The following is a 21,370-nucleotide window of genomic DNA, read 5'->3' on the forward strand; positions in this document are numbered from 1 at the left end:
ACCCCGTCACGGTATCCCCGTGACCCGTCCCCCGCAGCACCGGATCGGCGAATTGGCGTCGAGCGCCAGCTGAAACCGGTGCGATGATTTAGCGGTCTGCAACTCTCCAGCAGATGCGTCACACCCCTGACCGACCGCTGGAGAGATCTCATGACCGCATCGACCCGCATCGACATCGAGCTGACGGCACCGATCGTCGACTACGAGCCGCCGCCGGATGCGACGGGAACGGCGGTTCGTGCGATCAACCGGCTGCACGTGGTGTCCGATCCGATCACCGAATCCGCTGTCGCATACCAGCTCGAGGCCGCGCCGCCCACGGCCGCGCTGGTGTTCGCCGACACCGCGCTGCGCCGGGTTCTGGAGGTCAGCGACCGGCGCCGTCCGACGGCGCAGCTGCGTCCACTGGTGACCGCGACGTTGTTCGACGCCATGTCGTCCTGGCCCCGCCACCCCCGGAACGACGGCGCGGCCGTACTGCGGCGGGTACGGCTCCGCACGGCCCGCGAACAGGACGGGCTGGCCACGGCCGTCGAGATGTTCGCCACCTTCAGCCGCGGGCCACGACTGCACGCCGCCGCCGGCCGGATCGAAATCCTCGGCGGGCGTTGGCAATTCGTGGCCCTGCAGCTGGGCTAGCGAGTGGCTAGCGCCGCTTCTGCTTGCGCGCGGCCTCACGCCGTTCCCGGCGGGAACCCGGTCCGGCGGCGTGCCGGCCGCCTTCCCGGCGAACCTCCGCGGAGCCGTCCTCGGCCGGACCGCTGTAGGTCATGGCCTGTCCTCTGTTGCCGGCCTTGTCCTCAATTCCCTTGGCGCGCAACGCTGCCGGCGCGGCCTGCTCGGCCGCGGCGTTCTGCTCGGCCTCGGCGGCGAACTGCGCCAACCCCTGCGGTGCGGCGACCGGCGCCACCTGCGGCGCCTGCTGCGCCTCGACCTGCACGTTGAACAGGAAGCCGACCGACTCTTCCTTCAACCCTTCGAGCATGCCCGTGAACATGTCGAAACCCTCGCGCTGGTACTCGACCAACGGGTCGCGCTGCGCCATGGCACGCAGGCCGATGCCCTCCTTGAGGTAGTCCATCTCGTAGAGGTGCTCACGCCACTTGCGGTCGATGACGTTGAGCAGCACGCTGCGCTCCAGCTGCCGCATGGCACCCGGGCCGGCGATGGCCTCCAGATCGGCTTCCCGCTTGGCGTAGGCCTTCTCGGCGTCGGCGATCAGCGCGTTGCGCAGCTCCTCCTGCGTCAGCTCGCCCGGCTCGCCGACGGCGTCGGAGTCGACCAGGTCGTGGTAGTCCAGGCCCACCGGGTACAACGTCTTGAGCGCATCCCACAACTTGGCCAGGTCCCAGTCCTCGGCATAGCCCTCGGACGTGGCGCCGTCGACGTACGCGGTGACGACGTCGACCAGCATGTTGTGGGCTGTTTCCTGGACGTCCTCGCCCTCGAGGATCATCTTGCGCTCGCGGTAGATGACCTTGCGCTGCTGGTTCATCACCTCGTCGTACTTGAGGACGTTCTTGCGGACCTCGAAGTTCTGCCCTTCGACCTGGGTCTGCGCGCTCTTGATCGCGCGGGTCACCATCTTGGCCTCGATCGGCACGTCGTCCGGCAGGTTCAGCCGGGTCAGCAGCGCCTCGAGGGTGGCGCCGTTGAAGCGGCGCATCAGCTCGTCGGACAGTGACAGGAAGAACCGCGACTCACCCGGGTCGCCCTGACGGCCGGACCGGCCACGGAGCTGGTTGTCGATACGACGGGACTCGTGGCGTTCGGTGCCCAGCACGTAGAGGCCACCGACCTCGCGGACCTTCTTGGCCTCTTCCTCGACCAGCTGCTTGACCTTCGGCAGCTCCTCGTGCCAGGCCGCTTCATACTCTTCGGGCGTCTCGACGGGGTCCAGACCGCGCTTGCGCAGGCGGGCGTCGGCGATGAAGTCGACGTTGCCGCCCAACACGATGTCGGTACCGCGGCCGGCCATGTTGGTGGCGACGGTGACGGCCTTCAGCCGGCCCGCCTCGGCGATGATGCTCGCCTCCTGCTCGTGGTACTTGGCGTTGAGCACGTTGTGCGGGATGCGGCGCTTGGTGAACTGCTTGGACAGGTACTCGGAGCGCTCCACGCTGGTGGTACCGATCAGGACCGGCTGGCCCTTCTCGTAGCGCTCCTGCACGTCGTCGACGACGGCCATGTACTTGGCCTCTTCGGTCTTGTAGATCAGGTCGGACTGGTCCTGGCGGATCATGGACCGGTTGGTGGGAATCTGTACCACGCCAAGCTTGTAGATCTCGTGCAGCTCAGCGGCCTCGGTCTCCGCGGTACCGGTCATGCCGGACAACTTCTCGTAGAGGCGGAAGTAGTTCTGCAGCGTGATGGTGGCCAGGGTCTGGTTCTCGGCCTTGATCTCGACGTGCTCTTTGGCCTCGATGGCCTGGTGCATGCCCTCGTTGTAGCGGCGGCCGACCAGCACGCGGCCGGTGAACTCGTCGACGATGACGACCTCGCCGTCGCGGACGATGTAGTCCTTGTCGCGCTGGAACAGTTCCTTGGCCTTGATGGCGTTGTTCAGGTAGCTGACCAGCGGCGAGTTGGCGGCCTCGTAGAGGTTGTCGATGCCGAGCTGGTTCTCGACGAACTCCACGCCGGCTTCGTGCACACCGATGGTGCGCTTGCGGATGTCGACCTCGTAGTGGACGTCCTTCTCCATGAGCGGCGCGATGCGCGCGAACTCGGTGTACCAGTTCGACGCGCCGTCGGCGGGTCCGGAGATGATCAGCGGGGTACGGGCCTCGTCGATGAGGATCGAGTCGACCTCGTCGACGATCGCGAAGTTGTGTCCACGCTGGACCATGTCGTCGGTCGAGTGCGCCATGTTGTCGCGCAGGTAGTCGAAGCCGAACTCGTTGTTGGTGCCGTAGGTGATGTCGGCGTTGTACGCGGCGCGACGCTCCTCCGGCGTCAGCTGCGACAGGATCACCCCGACCTCCAGGCCGAGGAAGCGGTGCACGCGACCCATCCACTCGCTGTCGCGCTTGGCCAGGTAGTCGTTGACGGTGACGACGTGCACACCCTTGCCGGAGAGGGCGTTGAGGTAGGCCGGGAGCACACAGGTCAGGGTCTTGCCCTCACCGGTCTTCATCTCGGCGACGTTGCCGTAGTGCAGCGCCGCGCCGCCCATCACCTGGACATCGAAGTGGCGCTGGTCCAGCACGCGCCACGCGGCCTCGCGGGCGACGGCGAAGGCCTCGGGCAGCAGGTCGTCGAGCGACTCGCCCTCGGCGATGCGCTTCTTGAACTCTTCGGTCTTGGCGCGCAGCTCGTCGTCCGTCAGTTTCTCGACGTCATCGGACAAGGTGTTGACATAGTCGGCGACCTTTTGCAGGCGCTTGACCATGCGGCCTTCACCGATGCGGAGCAACTTCGACAGCACGCTATTTCCCCTGTGGGTCTTGAGAACGGATACACGTCAGCTGGTTAGACGTGACCATCGTAGGTGACCGGGGGAATCGGCAGATAAAAGTGCGCCCCCGGCGGTTCGGCCGGGGGCGCATCGGTGGAACGTCAGGACAGGCGGATCAACCCGTAGTCGTAGGCGTGCCTGCGGTACACCACCGTCGGCCGGTCGCTCTCCTTGTCATGGAAGAGGAAGAAGTCATGTCCGACCAGCTCCATCTCGTAGAGCGCGTCGTCGACCGTCATCGGGTTGGCCGGGTGCTCCTTGACGCGCACCACCTGGCCGGGAATGTGGTCGTCGAGCTCCGTGCCGGCCGACGAGCTTGACGCCGCGGGCAGGTCCTCGGGCGGGAGGATGGACGTCGCCTCGGCCAGACTCACCGGAGTCTTGTCGCCATAGTGAATCTTGCGGCGGTCCTTGCTGCGGCGCAGCCGGTTCTCGAGTTTGCCGACGGCCGATTCGAGGGCCGCGTAGAAACTGTCCGCGCAGCCTTCGCCACGCACGACCGGCCCGCGACCGCGTGCCGTGATCTCGACATGCTGGCAGTTCTTGCGCTGGCGCCGATTCTTCTCGTGGTCGAGTTCGACGTCGAACAGGTAGATGGTGCGATCGAAACGCTCCAACCGGGAGAGCTTCTCGGAAACGTAGATGCGGAAGTGTTCGGGGACCTCGACGTTGCGGCCCTTGACGACGACGTCGGCGTGCGGCTCGGGCACAGGCTCAGTGTCGTCGGCAAACATGGTCGAGCGGGCGGAATCCACGGATTGGGTTGTCATGCTTAGCAACTCGCTTCTCTCTCGCAGTGCACGTGTGACTCTTCTTGCACACGGTCTGAACTACGCGCCGAGCGGGTCTGCAAGTCGCCGCAGCCCGGCGCAAGGTGTTGAGTACTCACCTCCTACCGCTGTCAGCGATTTGGTACCGAGTGAATATGCCGGTACCGCCGTGAGGCTTCACGGGTGGTTGCAGCCGACGGTAGTCCGAGTTCACCTAGTCGTGCCACTGATTTCGCATACCGGTTTTGAGAACTTCATCTCGAGTTGATGTAGGTGGTCTCCCGGCCGTGTCCTACCGTCTCGAAGCTCAGGCGTGTGCTATTGCGAGCACCGCGGAGACCTGGGCTCCGGATGTTTGCAGGACCCGAATCGACTCGGCCGCAGTCGCGCCCGTCGTCACCACGTCGTCGAACACCACGACCTCTCCGCGCACCGGTGCCCGCTGCCGGACCCGGCCGTTGATGTTGCGTTGTCGCTGTGCACTGGACAGGCCGACGGAGTCACGCGTGAAGGCCCGCATGGCCAGCGCCGGCTGGACCGTCACTCCCGGCAGGGCCGCAGCCGCCGCGTGGGCGATCTTCGCCACGGGGTCACCGCCGCGGCGCCGGGCGGCCAGGCTCCGGGTCGGCGCGGGCACCACCGTCAGCGGCGGCACGATCAGGCCCCAGGCGACCAGGGTGTGTAACGCGACGGCGACCGCGTCGGCCAGCGGCGCCACGAGGTCCGTGCGCCCATGTTCTTTGAGCGCCACGACCGCGCGCCTTCTGGCCCCGGCGTAACGCCCGAGCGCGAAGACCGGCACCCCGGGATCCTCCCGCGGCGTGATCACGTGCGGCTCGTCGGGGCGGACGGTCAGTTCCGCCGCGCAGGCGGGACACCAGCGGGTCGACGGCGCGCCGCAGCCACCGCATTCGACGGGCAGGACGAGGTCGAGCATGGGACCAGCATGGCGCGGGGGTACGACAGCGCAGGCTCAGCGGCCGATTCAGCCCGGCAGCACCGGCAACGCGCCGGCGACCATGAGCGGCCGGATATCGGTCCACATCAGGTTGTTGTCCGCTGCCGAACCCGACAGCTGCAGGACACCGCGCTGGTCGGCGAGGTACACGGTCGAGGTGTTGGCCGCCACCGTGGACACCGGGACCGCCAGATTCCGCGTGGGCCCGTCGGAGTTCACGCCGTCGAGGTTGACGTACGACACCGGATGCGCCCCGTCGGTACGCGTCACCACGATGTCGTCACCGGTGCGCCACGACAGCGCCAGCGCCGTGTTGCCCAGGCCGTACCCGAGCCGGCGCGGGTACGTCAGTGCGAGCTGACCGCCCGGACCCTGCTCGACGCTGGCCAGGATCACCTGACCGTTGATCACCATCGCGGCCCTGGTGCCGTCGCGGGACAGCTGCAGCCCGCTGATCGGGCCCGGGAACTTGGTGGCCACGGCCGACGAATCCACGGGGATACGCGCGGGCTGGCCCGACGCCGCTTCCTGGATGGCCCGGACGACGTTGGCGCCGTCGACCACGATCCAGATCGCGTCGTCGAGCGACCAGCTGGGCCGCGACAGGGTGTGCGCGTCGAGCGCCTGCGCGGCGTCACCGGTGACCGGGCCCACCCACAGGGACTGCGCCATGTCGGGGGCACCCGGGCGCAACGTCACCACCGAGGCGACCTCCTGCCCACTGCGGGACAGCGCGGCCGACGTCTGCCCGGGCAGTTGCCCGAAGGCCCCGGCGACCCGCGGTGCACCCTCGCCTTCCAGGGACACCAGCGAGCCACCCACCAGGGCATGCAGGCCCGCCGCAGCACCCGGATCGGCACCCGGATCGGTCGCCGCGACGTCGGAGGTGTTCCAGCCTTCGGCGAACCGGTCGTCGAGGGCGGCACCGTCGGCGTTGATCACGTACGGACCGTTGACCCCGGCCCGGAACAGCGTCCAGATGATCTGCGCCGCAAGCAGTTGCCGGCTGTGCGGGTCGGTCGTCGACAAGCTCTCCAGCTCGATGCGGGCGCCGCCGTACCCGCGTCCGACGCCGGTCTTGCCGCCGTCGGCGCGGGTCACCGGGCCGCGCAGCCGCAGTGGCGCGGCCATCAGATTCCGCACGCTGCCGGCCATCTCGGCCCGCGGCCCGGACAGGAGCTTGGTGACGAGTTCGGTGGCCAGCTGGTCTGGATCGGACACCGCGACGTAGCGCGGGTCGGGCACGACGGTCTTGCCGGTCGGGTCGACGAAATAGAGCGTGTCCCGTTTGTAGGTGGACTGGAACTGCTGCCAGTCCAGGAACACCCCGTTGGGCAGCTTGTCGATGCGCCACCCTCGCGGGGTCTTCACCAGATCGATGGGCCCCGGATCGGGCAGCGCGCCCTCCCCCGTCTCGAAGACCCCGACGTCCGACAGCGAGCCCAGGATGTCAGCGTGCATGGTCACCGAAACCTTGTCGGTGCCGCGGGTTTCCACGAACACGACGCGGTCGATCAGCAGGGCGCTACCGGCGTCGTCCCACGAGCGCGATGCGGACTCGGTGAGGAACTGGCGCGCGGCGAGGTGCCGGTTCGCGGGATCGGCGGTGGCCTTGAGGAATTCGCGCAGCAGCAGGTCGGGGTCCATGCCGGGAGACGGTGTCGGCAGATTGCGCGGTGCCGGCCGGTCGACGGTGCCCACGGCTTGCGGCGCGGACGAGTTGGGGACGCCGGCGCATCCGGTCAGGACCAGCAGGAGCACCGCACAGACCGCCAATGCCCCTTTCACGACGACTCCCCCGCCGGCAGCTCACCGGACGAAAGGGCCGTAACCGATTTGGGCCCAGTGGGTTTGAGCGGCAACGGGCTGGTGGTCACCTTGTGGCCACGCACCAGCGGCAGCGTGAGCCGGAAGCAGGCGCCGTGACCCGGTTCGCCCCAGGCCTCCAGCCGGCCCTGGTGCAGGCGGGCGTCCTCGATGCTGATGGCCAACCCGAGGCCGGTGCCGCCGGAGCGCCGCACCCGCGAAGGGTCGGACCGCCAGAACCGGCTGAACACCATTTTCTCCTCGCCGGGTCGCAGACCCACGCCGAAATCGCGGACCGTCACTGCCACGGTATCCACATCGGCGGCCATCTTGATCTGCACGGGTTTCTTCTCGGCGTGGTCGATCGCGTTGGCGATCAGGTTGCGCAGGATGCGCTCCACCCGGCGCGGATCCACCTCGGCGATGACGGCCTCGTCCGGAAGATGCACGGCGAGCTTGATGTTCGCGTCGTCTGCCAGGTGCCCGACGTTGTCCAGAGCGCTCTGCACGGTGTCGCGCAGGTCGACCGACTCCACCGACAGCTCGGCCACGCCTGCGTCGTGCCGGGAGATCTCCAGCAGGTCGGCCAGCAGCGTCTCGAAGCGGTCGAGTTCGTTGACCATCAACTCGGTCGAGCGGCGCAGTGCCGGGTCCAGTTCCTCACTGTGGTCGTAGATCAGGTCCGCGGCCATGCGCACCGTGGTGAGCGGCGTCCGCAGTTCGTGGCTGACGTCCGAGGTGAAGCGGCGCTGCAGGTTTCCGAACTCTTCGAGCTGGGTGATCTGTTTGTGCAGGCTTTCGGCCATGTCGTTGAACGACACCGCCAGGCGCGCCATGTCATCCTCGCCGCGTACGGGCATGCGCTCGGTGAGGTGGCCCTCGGCGAACCGCTCGGCGATGCGCGATGCCGAGCGCACCGGCAAGACGATCTGCCGGGCCACGAGCAGCGCGATGGCCGCGAGCAGACCCAGCAGCACGATGCCACCGGTGGCCATGGTGCCACGCACCAGCGCGATGGTGCTCTCTTCGTTGCTCAGCGGAAAGATCAGGTAGAGCTCGAGATTGGTGACCTGCGACGACGTCGGGCTGCCGACGATCAACGCCGGACCGGAGAAGCCGTCGGTGTGGACGGTCGCGTACTGGTAACTGACCTGGCCGGCTTTGACGAAGTCGCGCAGCGAGTTCGGGATCTCCCCCACCGGCCCGGCCGACGTGGCCGCGCGCGGACCGTCGCCGGGGACCACGAGCACGGCGTCGAACGCACCCGCCAGGCGTGAGCCCGAATCGACCTTACGGTCGATGAGGGTGTTGCGCGCCAACTGCAGGCTGCTGTTCAGCGAGCGCGTCTCCTCACCACCGACGATGCCGCTCACGGTGGTGCGGGCGTGCTCGATCTCCTCGGTACCGGCGCGGACCTTGGCTTCCAGGATGCGGTCGGTGATCTGACTGGTCAGCACGAAACCCAGCACCAGGATGACAGCGAGCGACAACCCCAGCGTCAGGGACACCACACGCAGTTGCAGCGAGCGGCGCCAGGCGTAACCGACCACCCGGCCGACGGCGCCCAATCCGCGCACGAAAGCGCCCGAGCCGAAACCGCCACGGATGCGGCGCCGGGATCCCCAGATCACCGGCGCCCTGCGGTCACGGGCTCGGGCTCGACGAGCCGTCCGATCACGGCGGTCCGGCCTTGTATCCCACTCCTCGAACGGTCAGCACCACCTGTGGGTTCTCCGGGTCCTTCTCGACCTTGGCCCGCAGCCGCTGCACGTGGACGTTCACCAGGCGGGTGTCTGCCGGGTGCCGGTAGCCCCACACCTGTTCGAGCAGCACGTCACGAGTAAAGACCTGGCGCGGCTTGCGGGCGAGCGCGACGAGCAGGTCGAACTCCAGCGGTGTCAGCGAGATCTGCTCACCCTGACGGGTCACCTTGTGGGCCGGCACGTCGATGTCGACGTCGGCGATGGACAGCATCTCTGCCGGCTCATCGTCGTTGCGGCGCAACCGCGCCCGCACGCGTGCCACCAGCTCCTTCGGCTTGAACGGCTTCATGACGTAGTCGTCGGCGCCGGACTCCAGGCCCAGGACCACGTCGACCGTGTCGGTCTTGGCGGTCAGCATGACGATCGGCACGCCCGAGTCGGCGCGCAGCACACGGCACACGTCGATGCCGTTCATCCCAGGCAGCATGAGGTCCAACAACACCAGATCAGGGCGCAGCTCACGGACCGCAGTCAGCGCCTGGCTGCCGTCACCGATGACGGCGGTGTCGAAGCCTTCGCCCCGCAGCACGATGGTGAGCATCTCGGCCAGAGATGGGTCGTCGTCGACGACCAGAATGCGTTGCCTCATGGCGTCCATGGTGTCACCAGATTGCGATAAAGCCGTGATCTCCGATGGGTGTTTTGCCACTTGCCTGACAACTGGCTGGTAAACGCCGCGACCGGATCAGCCCAGCAGCGTCGTGGCCAACTCCCCCGGGTCCACGTCCGGAGCGACCAAAGCCCAACGGCCGACCCAATTTTCAGCCGCCAGCGCGGTGTAAACCGCAGCTGTGCGGTCTTGCAGACCCCCGTCGCGCTCGTAGGCGTCCCGAGTCCGGGCGGCGTCCTGAGCTTCCCGGCGCGCCGCCCTTTCCGCGGCGAGGCCGGTCGGCACGTTCAGGTACAGCTGCCAGTCCGGCACCGGCAACGCCAACCGCTCGAACTCCAGCTGCCGCACCCAGGCCACGACGTCGCCGTCCGCGTCCTGATGCAGCCGCGCCGCGCTGTACGCGGCGTTGGAAGCGACGTACCGATCGAGGATCACAACATCATGCGCGTCGTTCATCGCTGCGATCTCAGCCTTGGCGCCCGCGCGGTCGAGCGCGAACAGCATCGCCATGGCATACACCGAGTCGGCGAGGTCTCCGTGGCGGCCGTGCAGCGCCTCGGCGGCGATGTCCGCCTCGACCGAACGGCCGTATCGCGGGAACGCCACAGAAGTCACCGACTTGCCGCGGGCCTCGAACTCCGCCCGCAACCCCTGGGTCAGAGTGTTCTTCCCTGCACCGTCCACGCCTTCGATTGCGATCAGCACGTGGCGAGACTAATTGCTCAATCCGATATATCTGTTGCGCGACCTCACAGAAACATCGCAGAAATCGTGCGGTGACGGCGGATCAGTACTTTCGCGCGATGGCGACCAAGATCGAACCACCCAAAAGCGAGATGATCCGACTCGCCACCAAGGCACCTTGGTACACGTCGCTCTTCGTGCAACTGCTCGTCGCGATCATCGCCGGGATCTTGGTCGGCTGGTTGCAGCCGAAAGTCGGCGCCGACCTCAAGCCGTTCGCCGACGGCTTCATAAAGCTGATCAAAATGCTGATCGCGCCGATCATCTTCTGCACCGTCGTGCTGGGAATCGCGCACGTCGGTGATCTCAAATCAGTCGGCCGAATCGGCGTGAAAGCGTTGATCTACTTCGAGGTGGTGACCACCTTCGCGCTGCTCTTCGGTCTGGTGATCGGCAACGTCGTCAAACCCGGCGCAGGTTTCCATGTCGACGCCGCCACCCTGGCGGCCGGGGCCGACGCAATCGCGAAGAAGACGCAGAACAAGGAATTGCCGCACACCGCCGATTTTCTGCTGGACATCATCCCGGAGTCGGTGTTCAAGGCGTTCACCGAGAACAATCTGCTCCAGGTGCTGTTCTTCGCCGTCTTGTTCGGGCTGGCGTTGGCAAAGTTCGGCGAGAAGGGCCCGCCCGTCGTCCTCGAAATCGTCGACCATCTGAGCCACCTGTTCTTCACCGTCATCGGCTGGGTGATGCGACTTGCGCCGATCGGCGCCTTCGGGGCAATGGCCTACATCATCGGCCAGTACGGCATCGGCTCCCTGGGGAGTTTCGCCAAGCTGATCGGCGCTTGCTATCTCGCCGCCGTCCTCTTCATCTTGGTCCTCGGGGTTGTTGCGAAGGTCTTCGCTGGGGTCAACCTGTACAGATTCTTGGTCTACATCAAGGATGAGTTGTTCCTTGCCCTGGGCACCGCTTCCACCGAGGTCGTGTTGCCGCGGATCATGTCCAAGCTGACCAATGCCGGTTGTTCCCGCACCACGACAGGTCTGGTGGTGCCGACCGGCTACTCGTTCAATCTCGACGGAGCGACTCTCTACCTCTCGATCTGTGTGCTGTTCCTGGCCCAGGCATTGGGCGTGAACCTGAGCGTTGGTGAGCAGATCACCGCGGTGCTGGTGCTGATGCTGACATCGAAGGGCATGGCCGGAGTTCCCGGCTCGTCATTCCTCGCCCTGTCAGCGACCGTCGCCGCCATCGGCCACGGGTCCATCCCGGTCGCCGCGGTAGCGCTACTCCTGGGCGCCGACCGCATCATGGACTCGATGCGCGTCTCGGTGAACCTCCTGGGCAACTGCGTCGCGACGTTCGTGGTGGCCGCTTGGGAGGGACAGCTCGACAAAGACCGTCTGCGCAAGGTCCTCGACGGCCAAGAAGTTCCCCCGCTCGACGACCCCGACCCCATGAGGGATACGGCCGTGACGCCACCAGCGTGGTCGCCCACCTGAGTTACGTCCGGAACAGCGGTGCGTCGGAAACCGAACGCCGTTGGCTGCGAATGGTGTTGGTCGATGACGCAATATCGGGCATTGAACTTGGGCAGCAATGGTTCACCGTCGTCAATGCTGATGCGTGGATACCCCTGAAAGTCTTGCTTTTTCAGGGGTATCCACGCATCACTCACAGTGGTGGTGGGATGTCGCTATCTGCGGGCGGGTGTTCGGTCGATTCCTGTTGTTCTTCGGCTTCGCGAGCGTCGATGTCGGCTTCATTGAGGGCGCGTTCGTAGGCGATCTGCTGCGCCGAGTTCTGGGCGCGGGTGCGCCGCCGAACGGGCATCATGACACCGCGCCCCGGCGCCGGTGGGGTATCCAGATCAGTGCCGTCCGGCGGCGGCGGATCCGGTAGCGGTGTGTCGGTGACCTTGTCGGGGAACAGGATTCGACTCGTGGGCACGCTGGTATACGTGTGGCCAGTGGGTGCAGTCCACACAATCGTCCCGTCAGCGAGTTGTCGGTCACGCCAGCCGTCGGGCCCACCGTAGAAGGTTTTCAGTAAGTGGTGTTTGCGGCATTTCGGGCTCAAGTTGCCCGGATGGGTCGGCCCGCCCGGCCACGGCATCGTGTGGTCGAGGTCGCAGGCGGTGGCCGGCTGATCGCAGCCCGGGAACATGCACGTCATCGCCCGCATCCGCACGAACTCATCAACCGCGGCCGACGGCCGGTAGCGGTTTACCCCACCCAATCCGGTGGCTGAAGCCACCGTGCGGACCTTGGCCCCGCGGGCCACCAAGTCCGCGAGCACGGCCGGCGGGACCCCGCCGCCACCGAGGATGTAGCCGACCGGCGTGCGCACCGGAGCCGAGACTTTGGCCGAAGCGGTGGCCGCGACCGGCGTCGCTGCCGCGTCGGGCACCAGCGTGGGCGCGACATCTGCCGCGGCCGGAATGTCGGGTGTCGTCTCGATGACCGACTCAGCCTCGGGCTCAGGCACGGGCGGGGTCAGCGGCGCAGCCGGATCCCCGCTGAGCAACCGATCAGCCACCGGCGCGGGCAGCGCATCGGTGAGGACGTGAATCACCACAGCGGTGGCGCGGGCGTCGGGCCCAGCGGCCGGGCAGTCCGGGATGCCGCATAGGCAGGCCAACCGGTCCCCACGCACCGAAAGCACCCCGACCGCATCCGCGCGGCGCTGGGCGAACGTACGCGGATCGTTCTCGCACACCTGGCCCGCCAGGGCAGTCAAGGCCCGATCGAACAACTCAGCGTCGGTGGCCAGCAGCGCACCCCAGATCGACGCCACCCCGGTCTCATCATCAGGCTTGCCGACCCCAACCCCACGCGAGCGGGCCACCGACCGCACCTTCAGCACCGCAGCCGGGTCGAACTTGTGCACCCAACCGTCGATCTTCTTCTCAATCTTCTTGCGAGACAACCCCGCCCACTCACACAACGCCCCCGCCAGAGCAGCATCGATCACCGCCAACGTGTTGGGATCCTCCACCAGCCGGGTGCGCCAACAGATCGTCCCGACCGTCCGCGCCGACACCCCGCCATCGGCGAACACCGCCGCCACCCTCGGCAACCGGTCTCGCAATGCGACCGCGACAGACAGTTGCCCGGAGGCTTCCTTGCGCCCGATTCCCAGCACGGCCCCGACTTCAGCGACCGCGGCATCCCAACCATCACACGCCCACCACTGCCGATCACCCTGACCATCAACCCGCAACGCCACCAGATCAGCGATCGCCGCGAAACGACCCGAGGCCGATACCGCCTCCACCCGCGCGAAATGGATGATCGCGTCAACCACGGAGGCATCGTGGACCAGCGCACCGCCAGCCCCGATCCCCACATGTTCGAACATACGTTCTATTATGCCAGGCGGATCTGACAAGCGCCGCGATTCGAACGTTTTTCCCTACCGGTACGTGTCACCGATACAGGACCGGAGGACCGTCATGCGTACCGCACTCATCATCCTGACCACCGCCACCGCTGCCGCGTTGGCGCCCATCGCACAGGCGCAGGCGGAGTCTGCGATCGTCACGATCGGCCGGTTGGAGGCCGAGGGATTCCACGTCAACGTCGACCGGGTGGGCGCCGCGCCGTTGGATCGGTGTGTGGTGACCAGCATCCGGAACCCACAGGAGGAGACGAGGCTCATTCGCGTGGACAACGGCCACGGCCACGATGTCGTTGTCCCCATCGTGGTGCGGCGGACCATCACGGTGTCACTGGATTGCACCAAATAGCCGAGAAAATAACGGCTTTCAGTTCGCGATCACCGGCAACGTGATCGATGACGGATGCGCCGCATCGTGCAGGATGGTCTGCGTCGCCACGACAGTCGCGGCGTCGCGGCCGAACGGCGCCCCGGTGTTCGGGTTGGGTGCAAACTGCGGGTAGTCGCTGCTGGAGATCTCCACCCGCACCCGGTCCCCCGCACTAAGTTGGTAACTGGTGGGCCAGATTTGGATGCGGTACTGGTACGGCTGCCCGGGCACGACCGGCGTGGGCGCCGACAGCGAGTCCCGGAACGACGCCCGCAGAATCCCGTTGTTGAGGTTGACCGCGGTACCGTCGGGCTTGACGACCACCAGCTTGGCCGTGAAATCGGTGTCCACAGCCGAGGATTGGGCCCACAGCGTCACGGTGGACGGCCCGGTGATCTCGGTGTCATGGGCCACCGGATCGCCCGTGTAGACCAGCACATCGGAGCGCTGCTCCACCGGCGTCTGGTCGTAGGGCCCCTGCGGACCGGACTTCGCACTGCAACAGGAATGCCCACCCGCACTCGGTGCCGGATTCAGCGGGTCGTAGGTGTAGGTGTCGGGAGGCTGCGCCGCCGGCAACACCGGCAACAGCTTGCCGTCGCGGTCGGCGATGCCCCCGGCGCCGGACAGGTAGTAGTTGATCCATTGCGTCTGCGGCAGCGGCCAATTGGTGGCGGTCTTCCAGGTGTTGGCACCCATGGCGAAGTAATCGACGCGCGGCTTGCCCGCCACACCGTTGTCGACTCCCTTCAAGAAGTGGTCGAACCAGGCCAGCATCAGCTCGTTGATGGGGCTGTTGCCCACCGCCCCGATGTCTTTGAGCATCGGCGCGGGCTCGGAATCGGGGCGCCCCCACGCGACGTGATCCCAGGGCCCGATCACCAGACGCTGGTTCGCGCGCGCAACGTCGTTGCCGCCGTGGGCCACCATCCCGGCGAAGTTCTCGATGCCGCCGGCCAGGAAGGCGTCGTACCAACCCTCGAAGTGCAGCACCGGAATTCGTACCGCAGGATACCGATCGCGGATGCTGAGCCGCTGCCAGAAGGCGTTGCGCGTGTTGTGCCGGACCCAGTCGAAGTACCACGGCGCCACCGCCGGATTATGGGGCTGCATCGGCGGAAGGTCCTGTTGCGGGCGGAAATTCAACCACCGCGTCGGATCGGCTGCCGCGTCCCGCAACAGCCGCTGCGCTTCGGCATCCCGACGGTTCTCGGCGGCACCGAGCGCGATCGACTCGATGGCCCACGGCTGTACGAATGCCAGGCGGAACTCGCCGCCCTCGTAGGTCCAGCCGTCGTAGTAATCGGACGCCGTATTGGCGGGCGCGATCGTGACCAGATGCGGCGGGGCCGTCACCGCTGCAAGCCATTGCGTCGCACCGACATACGACGATCCGTACATGGCGACCTTGCCGTTCGCCCCTGGCAGACCGGCGGCCCACTCGACGGTGTCGTAACCGTCGGCCATGTCGTTGGTGAACTCACTGAACACCCCGCCGGAACTCCCCTGGCCCCGAACATCCTGCACCACAACGAGATAACAGTGCGAGGCGAACCAGTCGGGCGGCTGGTACCGGTCGGGCGACGTCTGCGCCCCGGACTTGCCGTACTGCGTGCGCATCAGCAGCACCGGCACGGGGTCGGAGGTCCGCGGGCGGTAGACATCAGCGCGCAGCACGACACCGTCGCGCATGGTCGCGCCGACATCGCGTTCGGTATCGACGGCGCACGAGCCCCTACCCGCTGCAGCGGGAAATGGAGAGCCGGGCGGGCGGTCCGCACTGCAGGCAGCCAGCAGGGCCAGCACCACCGTGAACACCGTCAGGCGGATCAGCGCGCGCACGCTCCCACGCTAGTACCTTGCCAAACCTGACGGTTACGGCAGGACGCGTCCACCTGACGTCGTCGTCAGCACCAGGATGTTGTGGTCTCGGTCGAGGAACGCCTGGGTGGACATGGTTGGGCTGGAGAAGAGCTTGTTCAGCTCAGGACCAGACAGGTATGGACCGTCCGGCAACTCCGATTGCAGGACCTTCTGCACCGTCGGTTGCCGGTCGGTGGCGACCGGGTGGTACTCCGCCAACAGCCGAGAGGTCTCGGCAGGCGACAGTTTGACCACCGCGTCGATCCAGTTCACCTTGCCGGCCTGACTGGGATCGCCGCTGTTGTTCCAGGTGACCCACACCGCTTCGTCGGGCTTGCGCAATTGCGGGAACTGCCAGATCAATTGCTGCACATCATGCCGAACCATCTGAGGTGGAATTGGCGGGCCCTTCACCGTCTGCGACGCAGTGCCGAAGACGTCCAGGCTGCCGAGGTTGACGCTGTCACAGCCGGTCAACGCCGACCCGACCACAGCCAGCAACGCAATGACTGTTCCCCATCGGTTCTTCCGCATGGCCGACGTCCCTTCACGAGGGTGCCCTGGTGTGCAGAAATTCTACCGCCGATATCCGAATCGCCAGCGGATCTTTCAGCAAACACCAAAGCCGTGCCGTGCGGTCTGTAATTTTGGCTTTGCCCAGTAGGCAGGCTCCAACCGTTGCCATGAGCTAATTCAGCAAGATGTGCCGGTTCGAAGTGTCCCGCAGACCGGCGCGAACAAGCAAAAACCCCCGATGCCCGAGGGAAAAGGGGGTTTTCGCGTGTGCTCGCGCGAACAGCGCAAACAGACTCAGTAGCGGTAGTGCTCCGGCTTGTACGGGCCTTCGACGTCGACGCCGATGTACTCGGCCTGGTCCTTGGTCAGCTTGGTCAGCGAGCCGCCGAGAGCCTCGACGTGGATGCGCGCGACCTTCTCGTCGAGGTGCTTGGCCAGGCGGTAGACCTCGTTGTCGTACTCGTCGTTCTTGGTCCACAGCTCGATCTGCGCGATGACCTGGTTGGAGAACGAGTTCGACATCACGAACGACGGGTGGCCGGTGGCGTTGCCCAGGTTGAGCAGACGGCCCTCGGACAGCACGATGATCGACTTGCCGCTGTCGCCGAAGGTCCACAGATCCACCTGCGGCTTGATGTTCAGCTTGGTGGCACCCGACTTCTCCAGGGCAGCCATGTCGATCTCGTTGTCGAAGTGGCCGATGTTGCCCAGGATGGCCTTGTCCTTCATGGCCTTCATGTGCTCGAGCAGGATGATGTCCTTGTTGCCCGTCGAGGTGACCACGATATCGGCGTTGCCGATTGCCTCCTCGACGGTCACCACGTCGTAGCCGTCCATCAGCGCCTGCAGCGCGTTGATCGGGTCGATCTCGGTGACCTGCACGCGGGCGCCCTGGCCGGCGAGCGACTCGGCACAGCCCTTGCCGACGTCGCCGTAGCCACAGATCAGCACCTTCTTGCCACCGATCAGCACATCGGTGCCGCGGTTGATGCCGTCGATCAGCGAGTGGCGGGTGCCGTACTTGTTGTCGAACTTGCTCTTGGTGACCGAGTCGTTGACGTTGATGGCCGGGAACGCCAGCTCACCGGCAGCGGCAAACTGGTACAGGCGCAGCACGCCCGTGGTGGTCTCCTCGGTGACACCCTTGACCGACTCGGCGATCTTGGTCCACTTGGTCTTGTCGTTCTCGAAGCCGTTGCGGACCAGCTCCAGGAAAACCTTCCATTCGGCCGAGTCGTCTTCCTCGGCCGGAGGCACGACGCCCGCCTTCTCCCACTGCGCGCCGCGCAGCACCAGCATGGTGGCGTCGCCACCGTCATCGAGGATCATGTTGCAGGGCTCGCCGTCCCAGGTGAGCATCTGCTCGGCGCACCACCAGTACTCCTCCAGCGTCTCACCCTTCCAGGCGAAGACCGGGGTGCCCTTGGGGTCCTCGACGGTGCCGTGCGGGCCGACGACGACGGCCGCGGCCGCGTGGTCCTGGGTGGAGAAGATGTTGCACGACGCCCAGCGCACTTCAGCGCCCAGAGCGGTCAGCGTCTCGATCAACACTGCGGTCTGCACGGTCATGTGCAGCGAGCCGGAGATGCGCGCACCCTTGAGCGGCTGGACATCGTGGTACTCACGGCGCAGCGCCATCAGGCCGGGCATCTCGTGCTCGGCGAGGCGAATCTCCTTGCGGCCGAACTCGGCCTCGGACAGGTCGGCAACCTTGTAGTCGATGCCGTTACGGACGTCTGCCTTCAATTCCGTCATGGATTAGAGCCCCATTCATTCGTTCCACTGAAGTGACCCCATGGCCTGCGGGCTCGCGGGACAGGCGCCAAGAAACCTTCTCGAATGGCGCGCTGACGGCTACGGGGTATCTCTACTACCGTAACGGTCGGCGAACGGCGTCATGAGCCGGGCCAGGTCAGCGGCCACATCGTGGTCCGCTTCCGGCGGCATTGACACATAACTGATCGCGAGTCGGACGATCGCGCGAGCCAGCACCCCCGCATCTTCGTCGGAAATCTGCACCCAACTGCCGCGGAAAGCCTCCGTGAGGCGCTGTGAGCAGTGCGAGATGATCGGCGCGCTGTCGGTGGTGATGATCTGCAGCAGGTCCGGCTTTGCGACACCGGTCAGCAACGAGATGACCAGCGGGTCGGACGCCGACTCGGTGAAGAACGTCCGGAAGCCCTGCAGGAACGCCGCATGAATGTCACCGACGTTGGCGTAGATGGCGTGCTCGACGGCGTCGACCAGGCGGTCGGCGAGGCGCATCGCGTAGCCCTCGGCCAGCCCCTGCCGTGAACCGAATTCGTTGTAGATGGTCTGCCGGCTGATCCCGGCAGCGCGGGCGACATCCGACAGCGTGATCGACGACCAGTCCTTGGCCAGCAACAGCTCTCGCATGCCATCCAGGATCGAGTGCCGCAGCAGGACCCGCGAGGCCTCGGCGTACGGCACCCGAGGTGCCGCGGGGCGCGGCACCTCGGGTCCGTCCGGTACTGCGGCCGCGGCGGTCACGACGCCACAACCTCCACCATTTCGAAGTCGGCCTTGGCGGCGCCGCAGTCCGGGCAGCTCCAGTCCTCGGGGATGTCGGCCCAGCGGGTGCCCGGGGCGATGCCGTCTTCCGGCCAGCCCTTCTCTTCGTCGTACTCGAAGCCGCACTGCAGGCAGACGAACTTCTTGAACGACTCGCTCATGAACTCACTCCTACCGATTCGAAATCGACCTTCTCGCGGACGGCACAGTCCGGGCAGCACCAGTCGTCGGGGATATCGTCCCACGCCGTGCCGACCGGAAATCCTTCGCGCGGCGCCCCTTTGGCCTCGTCATAGACATAACCACAGCCCGGGCAGACGTACACGCTCATACTCAAGCCACCTGCTCCGCGCGCGAGCGCTCATCGCCAACACCCGCTCCGTACTTGGCCATCACCTTGTCGCGCACCCGCGGGTGGACGTTGACCTTGGTCATGTCGCCGTCGTAGTGCTCGACGACCCGGTGGTCCATCATCCGGCGCCACAGCGGCGGGATGTAGGTCAGACCGATCAGGGTGGCGTAGCCGCTGGGCAGGTTCGGCGCGCCGTCGATGCTGCGCAGGGTCTGGTAGCGCCGCGTCGGGTTGGCGTGGTGGTCACTGTGGCGCTGCAGGTGGTACAGGAACAGGTTGGTGACGATGTGGTCGGAGTTCCAGCTGTGCACCGGGGCGCAGCGCTCGTAGCGGCCACTCTCGGTCTTCTGCCGCAGCAGACCGTAGTGCTCCAGGTAGTTCACCGACTCCAGCAGGCTGAATCCGTAGATGCCCTGGATGAGGACGAACGGGATGAGCGCCGGGCCGAACACCGCGATCAGGATGCCGAAGAACACCAGCGACATGAGCCACGCGTTGAGGACGTCGTTCTTGAGGTAGGTACGGGGATCCCACGGGCTGCGGCCGAGGCGACGGATGCGCTGGGCTTCGAGCTCCAGGGAGGATTTCAGGGCGCCCCATACCGTGCGCGGCAGGAACTCCCAGAAGGTCTCACCGAAGCGGGCCGAGGCGGGGTCCTCCGGGGTGGCGACGCGGACGTGGTGGCCGCGGTTGTGCTCGATGTAGAAGTGCCCGTAGAACGTCTGCGCCAGCGTGATCTTGGCCAGCCAGCGCTCCAGGTTCTCCTTCTTGTGCCCCATCTCGTGCGCGGTGTTGATACCGACACCACCCAGCACGCCGACCGACAGCGCGACGCCGAGCTTGGCCCACCAGGCCAGCCCGCCCTCGAAGCCGAGCCAGCTCAGGTCCTTGGCGGTGAACAGGTACGCACCGAGGATGACGCTGGCGTACTGGAAGGGAATGTAGGCGTACGTGCAGTAGCGGTAGTACTTGTCATTCGCCAACTGCTCCATCATCTCGTCGGGCGGGTTCTCCCCGTCGGGCCCGAACTTCAGATCCAGGATCGGCAGCAGCACGTAGAGCAGACCGGGACCGATCCACAGCGGCACCTGCGCCGCCGCGTGCCAACCCGCCTGGTTCAGCGCCCAGATCAGCGGGAGCATCACGAACAGTGCCGTGGGCGCGATCAGGCCCATGAGCCATAGATGACGCTTGCGATCCCGCCACTGCGGGGCGTTGACGTCGGATACCTCGACTGACACGGGTCCACCTCCATTGGTTTGCCGACTACTTGCGATCTTGACTATAGACCGCAATTTGTCGCTCGTCTAGACACTGGAGGCAATTTTGTAAAACGGCTTGTGGCAGCCGTCACCGGTCAGCCGCGGTAGAGGTCGGGCTCGATGTAGATGATGCGGGCATTCGGCACGGCGGCCCGGATCGCGACCTCGGCGGCATCGATCGTCGCGGCGACTGTCGCCAGGTCGGTCTTCGGGGCCAGCGCGATCTTCACGCCGACGAGCATCTCCTCCGGCCCCAGGTACTGGGTGCGCAGGTGGATGACGCGGTCGACGTGCGCCGTCTGCTCCAGTGCGGCGCGGATGGCGCCGGTCTCGTCGACGGTCGCGCCCTCCCCGATCAGCAGGCTCTTCATCTCGACCATCAGGACCACCGCGATGACGCCGAGCAGCGCACCGATGGCCGCGGTACCGATGCCGTCCCACACCGGATCACCCGTCAGCATCGACAGGCCGACGCCGCCCAGGGCCAGCACCAGACCTATCAGGGCGCCGCTGTCCTCCAGCAGCACCACCGGCAGCTCCGGGTTACGCGAGGTCCTGATGAACCGCCACCAGCTGCCGGCTCCTTTGAGCGGACGCGATTCGGTCAGCGCGGTGTTGAAGCTGTAGCCCTCGAGGCCGATGGCCACGAGCAGGATCGCGACGGCGACGACGGGCGACGACAGCGGCTCGGGGTGGGTGATCTTGTGATAGCCCTCGTACAGCGCGAACATCGCGCCCAGGCTGAACAGGACCAGCGCGACGACGAACGAATAGAAGTAGCGGCTACGGCCATAGCCGAAGGGATGCAGATGGTCGGCGTCCTTGCGCGCCTGCCGCTGCCCCCACAGCAGCAGTCCCTGGTTGGACGTGTCCGCCAGCGAGTGCACCGACTCCGCCAGCATCGACGAACTGCCCGTGATCAGAAAGCCGACGAACTTCGCCGCCGCGATCCCGGCATTGGCCAACAGCGCCGCGACGATCGCGCGCGCACTCCCCGAGGCCGACATGACCTGCCCTTTCGT

Annotated in this window: 19 protein-coding genes; 3 read left to right on the top strand and 16 right to left on the bottom strand. The window is 66.3% G+C overall.

From position 1 onward, the window contains the following. The first annotated feature begins 150 nt into the window (after nt 1-150). Complete coding sequence (locus tag ACX12F_RS20915) at nt 151-639, top strand: Rv3235 family protein (RefSeq protein ID WP_459366261.1); 489 nt, start codon at nt 151-153, stop codon at nt 637-639. Between the two features lie 7 nt (nt 640-646). Here ACX12F_RS20915 and secA read toward each other — a convergent pair whose 3' ends face one another. From secA to ACX12F_RS20950, 7 genes are all read right to left on the bottom strand, one after another. Further along, nucleotides 647-3,427, bottom strand: coding sequence for a preprotein translocase subunit SecA (gene secA / locus ACX12F_RS20920; RefSeq protein WP_459366262.1), 2,781 nt, complete (start codon nt 3,425-3,427; stop codon nt 647-649). Nucleotides 3,428-3,558: 131 nt separating this feature from the next. Continuing rightward, nucleotides 3,559-4,227, bottom strand: a complete 669-nt coding sequence (hpf, locus tag ACX12F_RS20925; RefSeq protein ID WP_459366263.1) for a ribosome hibernation-promoting factor, HPF/YfiA family — start codon at nt 4,225-4,227, stop codon at nt 3,559-3,561. A 307-nt stretch (nt 4,228-4,534) separates the two neighbouring features. After that, on the bottom strand, nt 4,535-5,164 hold the full coding sequence (locus ACX12F_RS20930) for a ComF family protein (protein WP_459366264.1): 630 nt from the start codon (nt 5,162-5,164) through the stop codon (nt 4,535-4,537). Between the two features lie 48 nt (nt 5,165-5,212). After that, nucleotides 5,213-6,973, bottom strand: coding sequence for an MtrAB system accessory lipoprotein LpqB (gene lpqB, locus ACX12F_RS20935; RefSeq protein ID WP_459366265.1), 1,761 nt, complete (start codon nt 6,971-6,973; stop codon nt 5,213-5,215). Next, a complete protein-coding gene (gene mtrB / locus ACX12F_RS20940) occupies nt 6,970-8,622 on the bottom strand; it encodes an MtrAB system histidine kinase MtrB (RefSeq protein ID WP_459366266.1) in 1,653 nt (550 codons plus the stop codon). Before mtrB ends, lpqB begins: the two co-directional genes overlap by 4 nt. Nucleotides 8,623-8,665: 43 nt before the next feature. After that, a complete protein-coding gene (gene mtrA, locus ACX12F_RS20945) occupies nt 8,666-9,352 on the bottom strand; it encodes a two-component system response regulator MtrA (protein ID WP_020102929.1) in 687 nt (228 codons plus the stop codon). 87 nt (nt 9,353-9,439) lie between these two features. Then, nucleotides 9,440-10,069, bottom strand: a complete 630-nt coding sequence (locus ACX12F_RS20950) for a dTMP kinase (RefSeq protein ID WP_459366267.1) — start codon at nt 10,067-10,069, stop codon at nt 9,440-9,442. Nucleotides 10,070-10,167: 98 nt separating this feature from the next. Here ACX12F_RS20950 and dctA point away from each other — a divergent pair, with 98 nt between their 5' ends. After that, nucleotides 10,168-11,556, top strand: a complete 1,389-nt coding sequence (gene dctA, locus ACX12F_RS20955; protein WP_459366268.1) for a C4-dicarboxylate transporter DctA — start codon at nt 10,168-10,170, stop codon at nt 11,554-11,556. Nucleotides 11,557-11,728: 172 nt separating this feature from the next. Here dctA and ACX12F_RS20960 read toward each other — a convergent pair whose 3' ends face one another. Further along, nucleotides 11,729-13,414: an HNH endonuclease signature motif containing protein gene (locus tag ACX12F_RS20960; protein ID WP_459366269.1), complete on the bottom strand. Its 1,686-nt coding sequence runs from the start codon at nt 13,412-13,414 to the stop codon at nt 11,729-11,731. 94 nt (nt 13,415-13,508) lie between these two features. On the opposite strand from ACX12F_RS20960, the gene ACX12F_RS20965 reads away from it, so the two are divergent. Beyond that, a complete protein-coding gene (locus ACX12F_RS20965) occupies nt 13,509-13,802 on the top strand; it encodes a hypothetical protein (protein ID WP_459366270.1) in 294 nt (97 codons plus the stop codon). A gap of 18 nt (nt 13,803-13,820) precedes the next feature. Here ACX12F_RS20965 and ACX12F_RS20970 read toward each other — a convergent pair whose 3' ends face one another. The 8 genes from ACX12F_RS20970 to ACX12F_RS21005 all read right to left on the bottom strand — a co-directional run bounded on the left by ACX12F_RS20970 (nt 13,821) and on the right by ACX12F_RS21005 (nt 21,355). After that, nucleotides 13,821-15,641 carry a CocE/NonD family hydrolase gene (locus ACX12F_RS20970; RefSeq protein WP_459370441.1) on the bottom strand — a complete coding sequence of 607 codons (1,821 nt, stop codon included), beginning with the start codon at nt 15,639-15,641 and terminating at the stop codon, nt 13,821-13,823. A gap of 57 nt (nt 15,642-15,698) precedes the next feature. Then, nucleotides 15,699-16,220, bottom strand: a complete 522-nt coding sequence (locus ACX12F_RS20975) for a hypothetical protein (RefSeq protein WP_459366271.1) — start codon at nt 16,218-16,220, stop codon at nt 15,699-15,701. Between the two features lie 276 nt (nt 16,221-16,496). Next, a complete protein-coding gene (ahcY, locus tag ACX12F_RS20980) occupies nt 16,497-17,957 on the bottom strand; it encodes an adenosylhomocysteinase (RefSeq protein WP_459366272.1) in 1,461 nt (486 codons plus the stop codon). A gap of 99 nt (nt 17,958-18,056) precedes the next feature. Next, complete coding sequence (alkX, locus tag ACX12F_RS20985; protein ID WP_459366273.1) at nt 18,057-18,713, bottom strand: TetR family transcriptional regulator AlkX; 657 nt, start codon at nt 18,711-18,713, stop codon at nt 18,057-18,059. Further along, on the bottom strand, nt 18,710-18,895 hold the full coding sequence (locus ACX12F_RS20990) for a rubredoxin (protein ID WP_459366274.1): 186 nt from the start codon (nt 18,893-18,895) through the stop codon (nt 18,710-18,712). The genes alkX and ACX12F_RS20990 overlap by 4 nt, the downstream gene beginning before the upstream one ends. After that, a complete protein-coding gene (locus tag ACX12F_RS20995; RefSeq protein ID WP_459366275.1) occupies nt 18,892-19,065 on the bottom strand; it encodes a rubredoxin in 174 nt (57 codons plus the stop codon). The genes ACX12F_RS20990 and ACX12F_RS20995 overlap by 4 nt, the downstream gene beginning before the upstream one ends. Nucleotides 19,066-19,067: 2 nt before the next feature. Then, entirely contained in the window at nt 19,068-20,261 is a 1,194-nt protein-coding gene (locus tag ACX12F_RS21000; RefSeq protein WP_459370442.1) for an alkane 1-monooxygenase, read from the bottom strand. 182 nt (nt 20,262-20,443) lie between these two features. Next, complete coding sequence (locus ACX12F_RS21005) at nt 20,444-21,355, bottom strand: cation diffusion facilitator family transporter (protein ID WP_459366276.1); 912 nt, start codon at nt 21,353-21,355, stop codon at nt 20,444-20,446. Between the last annotated feature and the right edge of the window lie 15 nt (nt 21,356-21,370).

The organism is Mycolicibacterium sp. HS_4_1 (assembly GCF_054515875.1).

Coding starts and splice junctions, on each gene's coding strand:
- ACX12F_RS21005 (WP_459366276.1), bottom strand. CDS start 21,355: ATGTCGGCCTCGGGGAGTGCGCGCGCGATCGTCGCGGCGCTGTTGGCC.
- ACX12F_RS20975 (WP_459366271.1), bottom strand. CDS start 16,220: ATGCGGAAGAACCGATGGGGAACAGTCATTGCGTTGCTGGCTGTGGTC.
- ACX12F_RS20915 (WP_459366261.1), top strand. CDS start 151: ATGACCGCATCGACCCGCATCGACATCGAGCTGACGGCACCGATCGTC.
- dctA (WP_459366268.1), top strand. CDS start 10,168: ATGGCGACCAAGATCGAACCACCCAAAAGCGAGATGATCCGACTCGCC.
- ACX12F_RS20930 (WP_459366264.1), bottom strand. CDS start 5,164: ATGCTCGACCTCGTCCTGCCCGTCGAATGCGGTGGCTGCGGCGCGCCG.
- ACX12F_RS20960 (WP_459366269.1), bottom strand. CDS start 13,414: ATGTTCGAACATGTGGGGATCGGGGCTGGCGGTGCGCTGGTCCACGAT.
- ACX12F_RS20995 (WP_459366275.1), bottom strand. CDS start 19,065: ATGAGCGTGTACGTCTGCCCGGGCTGTGGTTATGTCTATGACGAGGCC.
- ACX12F_RS20990 (WP_459366274.1), bottom strand. CDS start 18,895: ATGAGCGAGTCGTTCAAGAAGTTCGTCTGCCTGCAGTGCGGCTTCGAG.
- mtrA (WP_020102929.1), bottom strand. CDS start 9,352: ATGGACGCCATGAGGCAACGCATTCTGGTCGTCGACGACGACCCATCT.
- hpf (WP_459366263.1), bottom strand. CDS start 4,227: ATGACAACCCAATCCGTGGATTCCGCCCGCTCGACCATGTTTGCCGAC.
- ahcY (WP_459366272.1), bottom strand. CDS start 17,957: ATGACGGAATTGAAGGCAGACGTCCGTAACGGCATCGACTACAAGGTT.
- ACX12F_RS20965 (WP_459366270.1), top strand. CDS start 13,509: ATGCGTACCGCACTCATCATCCTGACCACCGCCACCGCTGCCGCGTTG.
- ACX12F_RS21000 (WP_459370442.1), bottom strand. CDS start 20,261: ATGGGCCTGATCGCGCCCACGGCACTGTTCGTGATGCTCCCGCTGATC.